Annotated in this window: 16 protein-coding genes; 9 read left to right on the top strand and 7 right to left on the bottom strand. The window is 70.6% G+C overall.

Translation table 11 applies throughout. The features are described from left to right. Positions 1-19 precede the first annotated feature (19 nt). The 8 genes from ssb to OO63_RS31375 all read left to right on the top strand — a co-directional run bounded on the left by ssb (position 20) and on the right by OO63_RS31375 (position 8489). The gene (ssb, locus tag OO63_RS31340) at positions 20-469 is read left to right on the top strand and encodes a single-stranded DNA-binding protein (protein WP_030362390.1); all 450 of its coding nucleotides are present in this window, start codon (positions 20-22) and stop codon (positions 467-469) included. A gap of 87 nt (positions 470-556) precedes the next feature. Further along, entirely contained in the window at positions 557-1996 is a 1440-nt protein-coding gene (locus OO63_RS31345; RefSeq protein ID WP_030362391.1) for a DNA cytosine methyltransferase, read from the top strand. A 454-nt stretch (positions 1997-2450) separates the two neighbouring features. Next, a complete protein-coding gene (locus tag OO63_RS31350; protein ID WP_030362392.1) occupies positions 2451-3353 on the top strand; it encodes a bifunctional DNA primase/polymerase in 903 nt (300 codons plus the stop codon). Further along, positions 3350-3718, top strand: a complete 369-nt coding sequence (locus OO63_RS47080; protein WP_234311392.1) for a hypothetical protein — start codon at positions 3350-3352, stop codon at positions 3716-3718. Before OO63_RS31350 ends, OO63_RS47080 begins: the two co-directional genes overlap by 4 nt. Further along, a complete protein-coding gene (locus OO63_RS31360; protein WP_030362394.1) occupies positions 3715-4980 on the top strand; it encodes a DUF3631 domain-containing protein in 1266 nt (421 codons plus the stop codon). The genes OO63_RS47080 and OO63_RS31360 overlap by 4 nt, the downstream gene beginning before the upstream one ends. A 168-nt stretch (positions 4981-5148) precedes the next feature. Then, the gene (locus OO63_RS31365; protein ID WP_030362395.1) at positions 5149-5364 is read left to right on the top strand and encodes a helix-turn-helix domain-containing protein; all 216 of its coding nucleotides are present in this window, start codon (positions 5149-5151) and stop codon (positions 5362-5364) included. A 72-nt stretch (positions 5365-5436) separates the two neighbouring features. After that, positions 5437-6648, top strand: a complete 1212-nt coding sequence (locus OO63_RS31370) for a site-specific integrase (protein ID WP_030362396.1) — start codon at positions 5437-5439, stop codon at positions 6646-6648. A gap of 224 nt (positions 6649-6872) precedes the next feature. After that, complete coding sequence (locus tag OO63_RS31375; protein WP_030362397.1) at positions 6873-8489, top strand: alpha/beta hydrolase; 1617 nt, start codon at positions 6873-6875, stop codon at positions 8487-8489. A gap of 25 nt (positions 8490-8514) precedes the next feature. On the opposite strand, the gene OO63_RS31380 is transcribed toward OO63_RS31375, so the two are convergent. The 3 genes from OO63_RS31380 to OO63_RS31390 form a co-directional block, all read right to left on the bottom strand. After that, positions 8515-9000, bottom strand: coding sequence for a YbaK/EbsC family protein (locus OO63_RS31380; RefSeq protein ID WP_030362398.1), 486 nt, complete (start codon positions 8998-9000; stop codon positions 8515-8517). Position 9001: 1 nt separating this feature from the next. Continuing rightward, positions 9002-10045 carry an NAD-dependent epimerase/dehydratase family protein gene (locus tag OO63_RS31385; protein ID WP_078619482.1) on the bottom strand — a complete coding sequence of 348 codons (1044 nt, stop codon included), beginning with the start codon at positions 10043-10045 and terminating at the stop codon, positions 9002-9004. Between the two features lie 114 nt (positions 10046-10159). Beyond that, complete coding sequence (locus OO63_RS31390) at positions 10160-10885, bottom strand: lysophospholipid acyltransferase family protein (RefSeq protein ID WP_030362400.1); 726 nt, start codon at positions 10883-10885, stop codon at positions 10160-10162. 263 nt (positions 10886-11148) lie between these two features. Here OO63_RS31390 and OO63_RS31395 point away from each other — a divergent pair, with 263 nt between their 5' ends. After that, the gene (locus OO63_RS31395; RefSeq protein ID WP_030362401.1) at positions 11149-11553 is read left to right on the top strand and encodes a subtilase-type protease inhibitor; all 405 of its coding nucleotides are present in this window, start codon (positions 11149-11151) and stop codon (positions 11551-11553) included. Between the two features lie 46 nt (positions 11554-11599). Here OO63_RS31395 and OO63_RS45005 read toward each other — a convergent pair whose 3' ends face one another. The 4 genes from OO63_RS45005 to OO63_RS31415 form a co-directional block, all read right to left on the bottom strand. Continuing rightward, complete coding sequence (locus tag OO63_RS45005) at positions 11600-11758, bottom strand: hypothetical protein (RefSeq protein WP_033264647.1); 159 nt, start codon at positions 11756-11758, stop codon at positions 11600-11602. Between the two features lie 93 nt (positions 11759-11851). Then, positions 11852-12811, bottom strand: coding sequence for a cytochrome c oxidase assembly protein (locus tag OO63_RS31405; protein ID WP_030362402.1), 960 nt, complete (start codon positions 12809-12811; stop codon positions 11852-11854). 111 nt (positions 12812-12922) lie between these two features. Continuing rightward, entirely contained in the window at positions 12923-13948 is a 1026-nt protein-coding gene (locus OO63_RS31410; protein WP_030362403.1) for a 6-phosphofructokinase, read from the bottom strand. A 184-nt stretch (positions 13949-14132) separates the two neighbouring features. Then, positions 14133-14861 (bottom strand): type 1 glutamine amidotransferase, encoded by a 729-nt coding sequence (locus OO63_RS31415; protein ID WP_030362404.1) that lies wholly within the window; start codon positions 14859-14861, stop codon positions 14133-14135. Positions 14862-14872 lie beyond the last annotated feature (11 nt).

The raw sequence follows: 14872 nt of genomic DNA on the forward strand, positions 1-14872 counted from the left end.
CCAGGACAAGGAGCACCGCATGTCGTTCGGAGAGACCCCGATCACCGTCATCGGCAACTTGACCGCCGACCCGGAGGTGCAGTTCACCACCACCGGCTCCGCCTTGGTGAAGTTCACCGTCGCTTCCACCCCGCGCACCTTCGACAAGGACTCCGGCCAGTGGAAAGACGGCACCACCACGTTCTTCCGCTGCGCCGCCTGGCGCTCCCTCGCCGAACACGTCGCGGAGTCCCTCACCAAGGGCTCGCGGGTGGTCGCGTTCGGCCGGATCCGCCAGCACAACTGGCAGACCCCCGAGGGCGAGAACCGCTCCATGCTGGCCGTCGAGGTCGACGACATCGGCGCGAGCCTGCGCTTCACCACCGTCACCGTCGACGCCAAGCGCCCCACCCCGGCCGCCGCGCCCTCCAACGACCCGTGGAACACCGCAGCCAACCCGGCCAAGGAAACCGCCGACGTCCCCTTCTAGCCCCGCCCGGGGCGGCCCGTCTCTCGCCAAAGAACCACGGCCGCCCCGGCTCTCCCCAACCTCGTTTCAAGCCACAGGAGAAGGCACGTGCTGACCCTGACCGATCTGTTCTGCGGCGCCGGTGGTTCCTCCACCGGCGCCATCACGGTGCCCGGCGTCCGTGTGCGGATGGCCGCCAACCACGCCCGGCACGCCGTCGACACCCACCAGGCCAACCACCCGACCACGGACCACGACTGCGCCGACATCTCCCAGGTCGAACCCCGCCGCTACCCCAAGACGGACATCCTGTGGGCGTCCCCGGAGTGCACCAACCACTCCGGCGCGCAGGGCGTCAAGCGCGATCACGGGGAGTGGGACGACGGCCTGTTCGCCCCGGACGGCACCAACGAGTCCGCGATCCGCTCGCGCGCCACCATGTGGGACGTGCCCCGCTTCGCCGAAGCCCACCAGTACCGGGCGATCATCGTGGAGAACGTCGTGGAATCCCGCTGGTGGGGACCGAAGAACAACCGCGGCGCCGTCCACGACGCGTGGCTGCACACCATGCTCGCGTGGGGCTACGACCACCGCGCGGTCTACCTCAACTCCATGCACGCCACCGCCTACGGCCAGGGCGCGGCACAGAACCGCGACCGCAAGTACGACGTGTTCTGGCTCAGCGGCACCCAGGCTCCGGACTTCGACAAGTGGCTTCGCCCGTACGCCATCTGCCCGGTCCACGGCCGGGTGCGCGCCCTGCAGGGCTGGAAGACGACGAAGCTGTGCAGCCCGTTCAAGCCCTGGGGGCGCTACGGGGCTCGCAACCAGTACCAGTGGCGCTGCCCCCGGGTGGAGTGCCGCAACCAGGTCATCGAACCCGTGGTGCGGGCCGCCGCCGAAATCGTCGACTGGCAGCTTCCCGCCGTCGCCATCAAAGACCGCGCGGACGCGGGCCTGGACCCGCTCGCCGCGGCGACGATGCGCCGCATCCGGGCCGGCTTCACCCAGTTCGCCCGCCCCTGCCTCATCCCCGTCGAAGGACGCGACGGCAAGCAGCCCATCCCCGTCGAGCTGCCGATGCGCACCTGCTCCACCCGCAACGAGACCGGCGTCACCGTGCCCCCGTACATGGTCGAGCTGCGCGGCGGCTCCTCCTCGCACCGGGCCATCACCGAGCCCACCGCGACCGTGTGCGCGGGCGGCAACCACCTCTACCTCGCCGCCCCGGACATGGTGCTGCCGTACTACAGCACCTCCGCCGCCCGCCCCGCGTCCGAGCCGCTGCCCACCGTGACCACCATCGACCGGCACGCCGCCCTCACCGGCGGCACCGTGGACACAGTGGAGGACATGCGGTTCCGGATGCTGGAGCCGCACGAGTGCCAGGCCGCCATGGAGTTCCCGGCCGACTACCTGCTGACCCCGAAGGACAAACGCACCAAGGTCCAGATGCTCGGCAACGCGGTCACCCCGAACGCCGCCCGCGACCTGGTCGCCATGCTCACCGAGGCCCTCACCGGCCAGGACCTCGAACCCGCCGCCTGAAGGGCTCCGGCCCACGCGCGGGGGCATGCACAGGCGCTCGGGTCCTGAAGCCTCCCCGCCCCCGGGGAGGCTTGGCGGAAGCGTAGCTTCCGCCCCAACTTGCTGGCCGCGAGGTCGGCTCGGCTCGGACACTCCGAGCCTCCATCTTGCTCGCTCGCTGCTCCGCTTGAAGGCCCTGCTCAGCGCGCCTCGCGGATGCCCTCTCGCTCCCTGACGCAGCCCTCAGGGGGCGTGGAGCGGGGCGAAACATAGCGGCGAGTACCGGTTAGCGAAACCGGTGATTCTCCGGACCCTCAGAGATGGATCGCGACGGCCCGCAGCTCCAGGCCGCGGTCGCCGTGGTCTGCCCTGCCCGCACACAACCCGCTGCGCCCGGGGCGGACGCTCTCTCGCCAAAGAACCGCGTCCGCCCCGGCTCTCCCCGTCCCTGTGACAGAACAGGAGAACCTCCAAAATGCCACACCCCGGCACCCCTCCGCTGCTGTCCGCAGCGCTCACGGCCGCCGTCCGCGGCTGGCCCGTCCACCCGCTGCGCCCCGGCGCCAAGAGCCCGGCCCTGCACGGCGAGCGCACCTGCCCCCGCACCGGCGACTGCACGGCCGGCCACCGCAAGTGGGAGCAGCGCGCCACCCGCGACCACCAGCGCATCCAACGCGCCTGGTCGGCGAGCCCGTTCAACATCGGCATCGCCACCGGCCCCGCCCACCTGGTCGTCATCGACCTCGACGTCCCCAAGGACAAGGGCAGTTCGGACGCGCCTGACGGCGCGCAACACTTCCTGGCGCTCTGCGAGCGCGCCGGACAGCCCACCCCGGCCACCTACACGGTGCGGACCCCCAGCGGCGGCCACCATCTGTACTTCACCGCCCCGCCCGGCACCCGCCTGACCAACACCGCCAGCCGCCTGGCCGACCTCGTCGACACCCGTGCATGGGGCGGCTACGTCCTCGCCGCGGGCAGCATCATCGACGGCGCCGCCTACGAGGTCACCGACAACGCGCCGGTCGCCGAACTGCCCGCCTGGCTGCTCACCGCACTCCGGCCCGCCCCGACGGCCAGCACCCCGCCCGCCATCACCCCGACCCGCGACGCCACCCGCCTGGCCCGCGTGGCGCTCGAACGCGAGCAGGCCGCCATCCAGGCCGCACCCCAAGGGGCCAGGGAGGCAACGCTGTTCACCTCCGCCCGCGCCATGGGCCGCTTCGTGGCCTGGGGCGACATCGACCGCCACGAGGTCGAAGAGGCTTTTCAGGCAGCAGGAGAGGCGGCCGGACTCAAAGCGTACGAGTGCCGCTCCACCCTGCGCTCCGCCCTGAACTGGTCGATCCGCACCGCCCGCCCCCGGCGGACAGCATGAGCGACCAGCCGCCCCGCCCTGAAAAGCCCCTCACCCTCGTTGCCCGGAGCCGTACGCGCCCGCATCCGGCGGGCCCCGACGGGGGCGGTGGCACGAAGGACGACGGCCGCCAGGCCGTCCTTTCAGCCCTTCCCACCGAACAGCCCCCGAGCGCCCCGCCGCGCGGCGACGGCCGCTTCCCCGTGGCCTGGCTGCACATCAGCGCGCCCCGCGGCGCCATCCCCACCGCCACCTCACGGTGCCTGTGCGGCCGTGACCGCAACGCCGTGGGCCACACGAAGGTGCTCGCCCTGATCGACGACCACACCGCCCACCGCGCCCTCTGCCCCCTGCGCGCCACCTCAGAAGGGAGGAACGCCGCATGACCAGCACCACCCCGCCTGCGCCGTCCATCGACGGCGCGGCCCTGCTCGACGAAGTCGAAGCGTTCCACCGCCGCTTCAACGTCTTCCCCACCGATGCCGCCTACGTGGCCGTGGCTCTGTGGGACGCGCACGCCCACCTCATCGACGCGTTCGACGGCACCGCCCGCCTCGCCTTCCTCTCCCCGGAACCAGGGTCGGGCAAGTCCCGCGCCCTGGAGATCGTGGAGACCCTCACCCCGCGCGCCGCGACCACGGTCAACGCCTCCGCCAACGCCCTGTTCCGCCTCGTGGAGGCCGACGGCGGTACCCCGACGCTGCTCTTCGACGAGATCGACACCGTGTTCGGGCCCAAGGCTGGCGGCAACGAAGAGGTGCGTGGCTTCCTCAACTCTGGCTACCGCCGCGGTGCCAAGTCCCTGCGCTGCGTCGGCGACGGATCCAACCAGAGCACGGAGTGGTTCTCCTCGTTCTGCGCGGTCGCCATGGCCGGGCTCGGCTCCCTGCCAGACACGATCCTGACCCGTTCGGTCATCATCCGCATGCGTAAGAAGGCCCCCAACGAGAAGGCCGAACCGTACCGGCGCCGCACCCACGAGCAGCAGGGGCACGCCCTGCGCGACCGGCTCGCCGACTGGACGGCGACCGTCCACGCGCAGGTGGCCGACGCGTGGCCCGACATGCCCGAGGGCGTCTCCGACCGCCCCGCCGACGTGTGGGAACCGCTCCTCGCGGTCGCGGACGCGGCGGGCGGTGCCTGGCCTGAGCGGGCCCGCGCCGCTTGCGTGGCTCTCATCAAGGCCGCGCAGGAAGGAGACGAAGCCTCCCTCGGCGTGCGGCTGCTGACCGACCTGCGCGACCACGTGTTCTGCGGCGCCGACCGCATGCCCACCGCCGCCATCCTCGAAGTCCTCCTCGGGCTCGACGACGCGTCCTGGGCCGACCTGAGCGACGACGGACAGCACTGCAAGCCGCTCACCGCCCGCGGCCTGTCCAAGCTCCTGAGCCAGTACGTCCGCCCCGACAACACCCCGATCCGCCCCCGCGGCATCCGCGTCGGCAGCGGCACCCCTAAGGGCTACTACGCGGAAGACCTCAGCGACGCCTGGGCCCGCTACTGCCCCCCTCCCCCCGAAAAGTCCGCAACAGCCGCAACAGCCGCAACATCGCAGGTCAACGAGGGTGAATCTGTGGCGGAAAGCCCGTCCGAGAGCCGCCACATGGTCGTGGAAACCGACACACGCCCCCTGCGCAGCGTCGGCTGAACGACCGGACCCGATAGGTGCCGCCGCGCCCACGCGTGGCGGCACCTATCCGCAACACAACTGGCATCCGCCACAGATTCACGCCGCTGACCAGCAATGTTGCGGCGTGGCGGATGTTGCGGATTCTCCAGAAGGCCCCACACGACAAGCGAGCAACAAGGAGGACGCATGGAAGCGGTCGCTCCTGCCGCCGTGACGCAGCGCCGTCTCTACAGCGTGGAAGTCGCCGCTGAACTTCTCGGCATCGGCCGCACCGCCGCGTACGACGAGATTCGCCTAGGACGTCTCCGCACAGTACGCCGCGGTCGCCGCCGCCTTGTGCCCCCGGAGTGGATCGACGAGTACGTCGAACTCCTCAAGCATGAGGCCGAAGCCGCCGCCTGATACCGAGACCTGAGCAGGGCCGCACTCACCACGGGTGCGGCCCTGCTCTTTGCCCATGGAGGGTACGACCGCATGACCGAAACACCTGCGAAGCGCAGCAGAGCAGGGCACGGCGACGACTCGATCTACTGGGACAAGTCCAAGAACAGGTACATCGGCGCGGTGTCGCTGGGGTACACCCCGTCCGGCAGCCGCAGGCGTCCGAAGGTGTCGGGCAAGACCAAGACCGAAGTGCGGCAGAAGCTGCGCGAGCTGCGGAAGGAACTCGCTCGCGGGGCCAGAGCACCAGCCAGTTACACGGTTGCCCAGGCCGTGAACGACTGGCTTGCCCAGGGACTCAAGGGCAAGGAAGCCTCGAGCATCGGCACATACCGGAGCCTGGCGGACAACCACGTCATTCCGCATCTGGGCGCGGCCAAGCTGAAGGATCTCGAAGCCGACGACGTCGACGAGTGGCTGGAAGGCCGGGCGGAGGTGCTCGCGACCCGGTCCCTGCGGATGGTTCGCTCGATCCTGCGGCGGTCCATCGCTCACGCGCAGAGGCGGGGGAGGGCCGTGCAGAACGTGGCCGATCTGGTCGAGTTACCCGAGGGACGGCCCGGCCGGCCGAGCAAGTCCCTCTCCCTCGAACAGGGCGAAGCCGTCCTGCGCGCCATGGAGGGCACCTGGATCCACGCCTACGTGGTGTTGTCCCTCCTGGTGGGAGTCCGGCCGGAGGAGGCGCGAGCCCTCACCTGGACGCACGTCCACTTCACAGAGCCGGGGGAGGGCAAACCGCACGTGGACGTCTGGCGCTCTGTGCGTCGGCACGGTGACACCAAGACGCACAGGAGCCGCCGCTCGTTGGCCATGCCGCGGCAGGTCGCGCTCGTGATGAAGGCGCACAAGGCCCGGCAGCAGGCCGATTTCCGGACGGCTAACAAGGAATGGGTGGAAGACGGACTCGTCTTCCCCACCAAGACCGGGAATCGGCGCGACGCCACGGACGTACGGCGGAACTTCCGCGAACTGCTGCGCGCGGCAGGCTTCGAGAACCCGGGAAAGTGGACCACGCGGGAGCTCCGGACGAGCTTCGTGTCCCTGCTCTCCGACCACGGCATCCCGATCGAAGTCATCGCCCGCCTGGTCGGCCACAGCGGCAGCGTGACGACGGAGAGGGTCTACCGCAAGCAACTGCGGCCCGTGATCTCCGACGGAGCGGAGGCCATGGACGACATCTTCGGCGACGACGAGACGGAGGACGAAGAGACGGAGGACGAAGAGGAGGTCTCCGAGCGGGGCTGATCTGAGCGCCAGGGCTCCCTGTTTGGCTCCCGACGCCTGGTGGGAGCCCTGTGCCGACTCACTGTGACGTGCATGAACCGTTCACCGGTACAAACCAATCCGTTTATCGGATTGGTAAAAAACGTCCAACACGTCTGTTGTCAGGGACCCCCAGACGCAAGTATCCCCGTACCGAGCGAACGACCGAATCGATGTGCGGGAGGCCCCACTTGAGTCGTACCCCGATGACCACGCGGACCAGACGGACGGTGACGTTCGGTTCTGCGGGCACACTCGTCGCGGCGACGTTGATAGCGGGGGCGCTTGCCGCGCCGTCCGCGAGCGCTGATGTCCGGGGCGAGAAGGGCCCCGCCAAGGCCGCGGCCGCCAAGGACCGGGAGGCCGTCGGCGCTGCCGTCGCCGCCCGGCGCGCCGCCAAGAAGGGCATCTCCTGGAAGGACTGTCCCGAGGACTGGGGCCTCGCCAAGCCCATCCAGTGCGGCTGGGTCACCGTGCCGCTGGACTACGCCAAGCCGAACGGCAAGCAGATCAAGCTCGCCGTCGACCGCATCGGCAACACCGGGAGCAAGAAGGAGCGCCAGGGCGCGCTGCTCTACAACCCCGGTGGCCCCGGCGCCTCAGGACTGCGCTTCCCCGCCCGTGTCACCAGCAAGAACAAGCTGTGGGAGAAGACCGCCAAGGCCTACGACTTCGTGGGCTTCGAGCCCCGCGGCGTCGGCCACTCCGCGCCCATCTCCTGCGTCGACCCGCAGGAGTTCGTCAAGGCTCCCAAGCTGGACCCGGTCCCCGACTCCGAGGCCGACAAGCGCGCCCAGCGCAAGCTCGCCGCCGAGTACGCGGACGGCTGCAAGGAGCGCAGCGGCTGGATGCTGCCGCACATGACGACGCCCAACACCGCCCGCGACCTGGATGTCATTCGCGCCGCCCTCGGTGAGAAGAAGCTCAACTTCCTGGGTGTCTCCTACGGGACCTACCTCGGCGCCGTGTACGCCACCCTCTTCCCGACGCACGTGCGCCGCATGGTCTTCGACTCGGTCGTCAACCCCTCGACGAAGAAGATCTGGTACGAGGCCAACCTCGACCAGGACGTCGCCTTCGAGATCCGCCTCAAGGACTGGATGACCTGGGTCGCCAAGTACGACGCCACCTTCCACCTCGGCGACACCGTCGAGAAGGTCCAGGCGCAGTGGACGAAGCTCCGCGCCACCGCGAAGAAGGATCCGCTGGGCGGCGTCGTCGGCCCGGCCGAGCTCATCTCGTACTTCCAGAGCGCGCCGTACTACGACTCCACCTGGGTCTCCATCGCCACCAACTGGAGCAAGTACGTCGCCGGTGACCCGAAGCCGCTGATCGAGGCCGCCAGCCCCGACCTGTCCGACGTGGCCGGGAACAAGTCCTCCGAGAACAGCAACGCCGTCTACACCGCGGTCGAGTGCGCCGACGCCAAGTGGCCCACCAGCTGGAAGAAGTGGGACCGGGACAACACCCGCATCCACAAGGACCACCCGTTCATGACCTGGGCCAACGCCTGGATGAACCTGCCCTGCGCCACCTGGCCCAGCAAGCAGCACAAGCCCGTCGAGGTGAAGACCGGCAAGGGCCTGCCGCCCACGCTGATCGCCCAGGCCACCCGCGACGCCGCCACGCCGTACCCGGGCGGGGTCGAGCTGCACAAGCGGCTCAAGGGCTCCCGTCTGATCACGGAGAAGGACGCCGGTTCGCACGGCATCACCAACCTCGAGAACCCCTGCCTCAACCAGCGCGTCGACAACTACCTGCTCAACGGCAAGCTCGACAGCCGTGACGTGACGTGCACCCCGCACGCCACGCCCAAGCCGTAGCAGTGAGCAGTCAGCAGTAGTGGTGCTACTGGGAGATCGTCTCCAGCCTCGGCTGGGCGATCTCCCGGTAGTCCGCCGTCCGCAGCGCCAGCGAGCGGTCCAGACGGGCCGCGTTGAAGAACAGCTCCTCGTGCGCCAGCAGGTCCGGGTCCACGACGAGTTCCAGCTCCGGGTCGAAGGAGAACGGCAGGATCGTGCCGCTCACGCTCCCCGAGAGCCGCTCCGCCACCTCCTGCGTGGCGAAGCCCGCGTACACCCCGCCGAGCAGGGCCTTGAGCGCGTTCAGGTCCACGCGCCGGTCGCCGGGGACGACCGCGAGGACGTAGCGCTTTCTCTTCTTGTCCAGTTTCACCATCACCACGATGCACTTCGCGGCCTGCGCGAGTTCATGGCCGCGCAGCGCGCTCACCGCCTCCGTCGCGCCCTCCGCCGCGTGTTCGATGACGCGGTAGTGCGCGCCACGCTCCTCCAGCAGTCCGATGAGCTTCGTGTACTGGGCGTGCTCGGTCACCTCAGGCCTCCCGCTGAGCCAGCCAGGCGTCCTCCGCCCGGTAGTCGAAGAGATCGATCACTGGATCATAGGCGCGCGCCAGGACCGGGAACGCCTCGCGCCAGTCCCTGCCGGAGAGCCGGTCGACCAGCCAACTCACCGTCTCCGGCAGCGAGTCGGCGTACGTCGTGACCGCTTTGTACGCCAAGTCCCGTTCGGCGGCCGACATGTCGTACACGACGGGATGCCGGGCCGTCCAGGGCGTGAGGCCGACGCCCTTGCCCGGGGCCTCGCCCTCGATGAGGACCGTCTCGCTCTCGAAGCCGAGCACGGCGTCGACGGCCGCGCCGATCTCGGCGACGCTGGGGGCGTCCGGGTCGCCCGCGTTCAGGACCCGCGCGCCGGGTTGGCGGGCCGCGAGCCGTATCAGCTCCGCGAGGTTGTGCACGTTCACGGGGTGGAAGCGGCTCGTGCCGCCCTCGCTCAGGACCCGGGTGCGGCGGCCGTCGAGGACGCGCTTCACGAAGTACAGCTCGCGGGGTGCCCGGCAGTGCGGGCCGTGGATCGCGCCCGCGCGCAGGAGCGTCGTCGGCAGCAGGGTGCCGAGCGCCAGCAGGTTCCGCTCCAGCTGGATCTTCCGGGTGCCGTACGTCGTGGGTCCTGCCGCCACGGTCCGGTGGCTCTCGGGGATCGGCACCGGGTAGCGGGGGAAGCCGTCCGGCTCGTCCTGGGTGTCGAAGCTGCGGCCCTGCTCGTCCTCGTACACCGCGCCGCTGGAGATCACCACCGCCGAGCCGATCCGGCCGGCCAGGGCCCCGAGCTGCCGGGCGTGCTCCGCCCCGTGCGCCACGATGTCGACGAGGACGTCGCAGCCCTCGCCGACCAGCTCCGCGAACGCCACGTCGTCCGCGCGGTCGAGGCGCGCCGCGCGCACGTCCCCGGGCCAGGAGCTGTCGCGCCCGCCGCCCAGCGACGCCGCGGTCACCGCCCAGCCGTCCTCGGCCAGCGCCCGGACCGCCGCCCGCCCGATCTGCCCCGTCGCTCCGATCACCACTGCTCGACTCATGAGCGGACGGTACGCCGGGCCGGGTGGCGGCCGCGCGGTTTCTGCGGTCGGCAGACGCGGGGCAACCCGCCACGGTCCGGGCCTGCGGCGCCGCACTTCAACGCAGCAACATCCTCAACTCAGCGGCATCCTCGGGAACTTCCGCCCCGCCACCGCCCGCGCCTCGGCCTCCTCCGCCTTCACGACCGCCGCGTACTTGTCCACGTACTCCTGCCCGGACAGGCCGAGGATCGCGTACATCAGCTCGTCCGTGACCGCGCGCAGGACCGCCTTCTCGCCGTCCATGCCCGCGTAGCGGGAGAATTCGAGGGGTTCGCCGAAGCGGATCGTGACGCGCCGGAAGCGCGGGACTACCTTGCCCGGCGGCTGCGCCTCGAACGTGCCGATCATCGCGCAGGGAATCACCGGGACCTGCGCCTTGAGCGCCATCGCGGCGACGCCGACCTTGCCCTTGTACAGGCGGCCGTCGTGCGAGCGGGTGCCCTCCGGGTAGATGCCGAGCAGCTCGCCCTTGCGCAGCACGCCGAGGCCCTCGCGGATCGCGGCCTGCCCGGCCTCCTTGCCGGAGCGGTCCACCGGGATCTGGCCGGCGCTGCGGAAGAACGCGGCGGTGAGCCGCCCCTTGATGCCAGGCCCGGTGAAGTACTCGGCCTTCGCCAGGAACGTGATGCGCCGCTTGATGATCGCGGGCATCAGGAAGTGGTCGGAGAACGACAGGTGGTTCCCGGCGACGATGGCCGCGCCGTGCTCCGGAATGTGCTCCAGACCTTCGATTCTGGGGCGGAACATCAGCCGGAGCAGTGGCCCGAGGAGCACGTACTTGAGCACTAGGTAGAACATGCGGGCGCCGCCTTCCCCCGGGGGTGGTGCCGACGCACAGTAGTCAATCGGCGGCGCATGCGCGAGAGCCCGTTCGGGTCTTGTGGATCGTGGGCGCGTGGTTCCTGGCGTGAATCCGTACGGGCGACGCGGCCGACCCGTCTGGGGGAGTGACCGGCGCGGCGGCTTGCCGGGCGGGGCGCCGCGGGGTGCCCTGGCCGGTGCCCGACGTCCCTGACGGCACCGTCCGTGACCGGTGTCCGTCGTTGCCTCCCGGAGGTCCCATGCGCTCGCTCACCGTCACCTCGGCCGCCCTGCTCGCGTGTGCCGCGGCCGCCGCGGGGGCCGTGCCGTCGGCGGCCGTGTCCGCCGAGGCTCCGCCCGGCAAGCACGAGATTTTCCTGACCGTGTCGGGTGACGCGGACACCTGGATCCGCGGGGTGCTGCTGAGCTGCGTGCCCGAGCCGTCGGGGCACCACCCCTTCGCCCGGGAGGCCTGCGCGGAGCTGGACCGGGCGGGGGGCGACTTCGACAGGCTGCCGCAGGAGGACCGGATCTGCACCAAGGAGTACGCCCCGGTCACCGTCGGCGCGACCGGCACCTTCCAGGGGCGGCCGGTCGACTGGCACAGGACGTACGGCAACGCGTGCGAGATGGCGGCGTCGACGGGGCACGTGTTCAGCTTCTGAGCGGCCCCTCCCCGGGACGCGGTCCGCCTCGCCGACGCCCCACCGCTCACGTGGGCCGCGAGAACACCATCGCCACCGTGAGCAGCCCGAGCACGACCCAGCCGAACCACAGCCAGCCGTTGCTCCCGAGCGCCACCGTGTACGCGGTCACCATCACGAGCCCCCCGATGGTGAACGCGCCCATCGTCTTCGTAGAACCAGGCATCGCCCTGCCTCCTCAAACGCAGGTCGGGCGTCCGGTCACCCGGGCGCCGAACCGTGGCCTGAGTCCATCCTCACCCGCGATGCCACCAGGGCGCTAGCGTCCGCGTGCCGCCAGTGACGCCAGATAGGCGTTGTACTCCTCCAGCTCCTTGTCCCCGTCGCGGTCGGCGGCGCGGTCCTTGCGGCGGCCTTCGCGCTGGTCGGAGCGGTACCACTGGAAGAGAAGGGCGAGCAGCACGAGCACCGAGGGGATCTCGCTGAAGGCCCAGGCGATGCCGCCCGCGGCGTTCTGGTCGGCGAGCGCCTCGACGCCGAGGGAGGCCGGGGGGTTCTTGTACGTGTCGATCATGGGCTCGGACGCCATCATCAGGGCGATGCCGAAGAACGCGTGGAACGGCATGCCAGCGAAGAGCTCCAGCATCCGCATCAGATAGCCCGGGCGGTGCGGGCCCGGGTCCACGCCCATGATCGGCCAGAAGAACACCAGGCCGACGGCGAGGAAGTGCACCATCATGCCGATGTGCCCGGCCTTGGAGCCCATCAGGGTGTCGAAGAGCGGGGTGAAGTACAGCGCGTAAAGGCTCGCGATGAACAGCGGGATCGTGAACGCGGGGTGCGTGATGATCCGTACGTACCGGCTGTGCAGCAGGGCGAGCAGCAGCTCGCGCGGGCCCTTGCGGCCGCGGCCCGCGACCGGCAGCGCCCGGAGCGCCAGCGTGATCGGCGCGCCCATGAGCAGCAGGATCGGCGAGAGCATGCTGATGATCATGTGCTGCACCATGTGCACGCTGAACAGGACCATGCCGTAGTCGTTCAGCTTCGTGCACATCACGAGCAGGATGGTCAGGACGCCGACGACGAACGAGACCGTGCGGCCCACCGGCCACTTGTCACCGCGCCGCACCAGGCGGACGACGCCCCACCCGTACAGGGCGAGGGCCACCAGGCAGCCGATGAGGAAGAAGGGGTCGGCCGAGGGTTCCAGGCCTCGCCCCAGCGTGAACGGCGGCAGATCCATGTTCATGCCATGCATGCCGTGCCCGCTGTGATCCATCCGCTGGCTCCTGTTTCGTGCAGATTGTGCGCTGTGTGTCCGCACCAGAGTAGAACCGCCCCCGGCCGCGCTTGCGACCGGGGGCGAGTAGGTGAAACGCGGACCACCGGCCTAGAGCACGCACTCCGCTTCCTCGTACCGCTCCTGCGGCACGGTCTTCAGCGTCTCGACGGCCTCGGCGAGCGGCACCGTCACGATGTCCGTGCCCCGCAGCGCCGTCATCCGGCCGAACTCGCCGCGGTGCACGGCCTCCACGGCGTGCCAGCCGAAGCGGGTGGCGAGCACGCGGTCGTACGCCGTGGGGGTGCCGCCGCGCTGCACATGGCCGAGGATCACCGGGCGGGCCTCCTTGCCGAGGCGCTGCTCCAGTTCGAGGGAGAGCTGCCGGGCGATGCCCGCGAACCGCTCGTGGCCGTAGACGTCCTTGCCGCCCTCGTCGAACTCCATGCTGCCCTCGCGGGGCTTGGCGCCCTCGGCGGCCACGACGATCGCGAACTTCTTGCCCGCCTCGAACCGCTCGCCGACCTTCCTCGCCAACTCCTCGATGTCGAAGGGCCGCTCGGGGACGACGACGGCGTGCGCGCCGGCCGCCATCCCGGAGTGCAGCGCGATCCAGCCGGTGTGCCGGCCCATGACCTCGACGATCAGGACGCGCTGGTGCGACTCGGCGGTGGTCTTCAGGCGGTCCAGGGCCTCGGTGGCGACGCCGACGGCCGTGTCGAAGCCGAACGTCACGTCGGTGACGGCGATGTCGTTGTCGATGGTCTTCGGCACGCCGACGATGGGCAGCCCCGCGTCGGAGAGCAGCCGGGCCGCTTTCAGCGTGCCCTCGCCGCCGATCGGGATGACCGCGTCGAGGCCGAGGTCGACGAGGTGGCCCTTGGCGCGCTCGACGCCGTCACGCAGATGGGCGGGCTGCACCCGGGACGAGCCGAGGATCGTGCCGCCGCGGGCCAGGATGCCGCCGACCGCGTCCAGGTCCAGCTTGCGGTAGTCGCATTCGAGCAGGCCCCGCCAGCCGTCGTGGAAGCCGATGACCTCGTCGCCGTGGTCGACGACGGCGCGGTGGACGACGGACCGGATGACGGCGTTCAGACCGGGGCAGTCGCCGCCGGAGGTCAGGACACCAATGCGCATAGCACGGAATACCTTTGCTACGTGGGTCGGTGACCGGACCCCGTCGTCCGGCTGGAACGCAGTCACCCTACCGGGGGCGGGCGGCGGCTTCCCTTACCCGTCCGAGTGCTGGACGTGCCCCGGCTCCCGCCGATCGCGCTGCGCGCTCGTCCTCAAGCGCCGGACGGGCTGACTCCCCCGGGTACTAGGCAGGCTGCTGGGCGGCGGCGATCCGCTCCCCGCGCAGAGCCTCGTACCAGCGGTCGTCCGTCGGCGGGAGCGCGTTCACGTCGAGGGCCAGCTTGAGGAGCAGGTCCGCGATGAGGGGGTTGCGGGCGAGCACGGGCCCGTGCATGTACGTGCCGAAGACGGTGCCGTTGTACGCGCCCTCCGTGCCGTCCCCGGTGCCGTTGCCCTTGCCGAGGCGGACGCGGGCGAAGGGGCGCGAGCCCGGGCCGATGTGCGTGATGCCCTGGTGGTTCTCGAAGCCGGTCAGCTCGGGCAGGCCCAGCTGCGGGTCGATGTCGCCGAGGACGTCGCCGACGCAGCGCTCGCCCTCGCCGCGGGTGGAGACCACGTCGAGCAGGCCGAGGCCGGGCTCGCGCTGGCCGAGGTCGTTGATGAACTCGTTGCCGAGGATCTGGTAGCCCGCGCACACCGAGAAGACGATGGCGCCGTTGCCGACGGCCCGCTGCAGGCCGCCGTCGCGGCGCAGCCGCTCGGAGGCCAGGCGCTGCGGGCGGTCCTCGCCGCCGCCGATCAGGTAGATGTCGCCGGAGGTCGGCACCGGCTGGTCGCTGCGGACGTCGTACCGCTCGACCTGGAGGCCGCGCTGGCGGGCGCGGCGCTCGACGACGAGGGCGTTGCCCTGGTCTCCGTACGTGCTCAGCAGGTCCGGGTAGACCCACACCAGACGCAGGCTGTTGTCGCTCATGCTCATTGGTC

Origin of the sequence: Streptomyces alboflavus, from assembly GCF_000716675.1 — a bacterium.
GTDB lineage: Bacteria > Actinomycetota > Actinomycetes > Streptomycetales > Streptomycetaceae > Streptomyces > Streptomyces alboflavus.

Bases quoted from the DNA above. Each gene is read 5' to 3' on its own strand.
- ssb (WP_030362390.1), top strand. From the start codon at position 20: ATGTCGTTCGGAGAGACCCCGATCACCGTCATCGGCAACTTGACCGCC.
- OO63_RS31350 (WP_030362392.1), top strand. From the start codon at position 2,451: ATGCCACACCCCGGCACCCCTCCGCTGCTGTCCGCAGCGCTCACGGCC.
- OO63_RS47080 (WP_234311392.1), top strand. From the start codon at position 3,350: ATGAGCGACCAGCCGCCCCGCCCTGAAAAGCCCCTCACCCTCGTTGCC.
- OO63_RS31360 (WP_030362394.1), top strand. From the start codon at position 3,715: ATGACCAGCACCACCCCGCCTGCGCCGTCCATCGACGGCGCGGCCCTG.
- OO63_RS31365 (WP_030362395.1), top strand. From the start codon at position 5,149: ATGGAAGCGGTCGCTCCTGCCGCCGTGACGCAGCGCCGTCTCTACAGC.
- OO63_RS31370 (WP_030362396.1), top strand. From the start codon at position 5,437: ATGACCGAAACACCTGCGAAGCGCAGCAGAGCAGGGCACGGCGACGAC.
- OO63_RS31375 (WP_030362397.1), top strand. From the start codon at position 6,873: ATGACCACGCGGACCAGACGGACGGTGACGTTCGGTTCTGCGGGCACA.
- OO63_RS31385 (WP_078619482.1), bottom strand. From the start codon at position 10,045: ATGAGTCGAGCAGTGGTGATCGGAGCGACGGGGCAGATCGGGCGGGCG.
- OO63_RS31390 (WP_030362400.1), bottom strand. From the start codon at position 10,885: ATGTTCTACCTAGTGCTCAAGTACGTGCTCCTCGGGCCACTGCTCCGG.
- OO63_RS31395 (WP_030362401.1), top strand. From the start codon at position 11,149: ATGCGCTCGCTCACCGTCACCTCGGCCGCCCTGCTCGCGTGTGCCGCG.
- OO63_RS45005 (WP_033264647.1), bottom strand. From the start codon at position 11,758: ATGCCTGGTTCTACGAAGACGATGGGCGCGTTCACCATCGGGGGGCTC.
- OO63_RS31405 (WP_030362402.1), bottom strand. From the start codon at position 12,811: ATGGATCACAGCGGGCACGGCATGCATGGCATGAACATGGATCTGCCG.
- OO63_RS31410 (WP_030362403.1), bottom strand. From the start codon at position 13,948: ATGCGCATTGGTGTCCTGACCTCCGGCGGCGACTGCCCCGGTCTGAAC.
- OO63_RS31415 (WP_030362404.1), bottom strand. From the start codon at position 14,861: ATGAGCGACAACAGCCTGCGTCTGGTGTGGGTCTACCCGGACCTGCTG.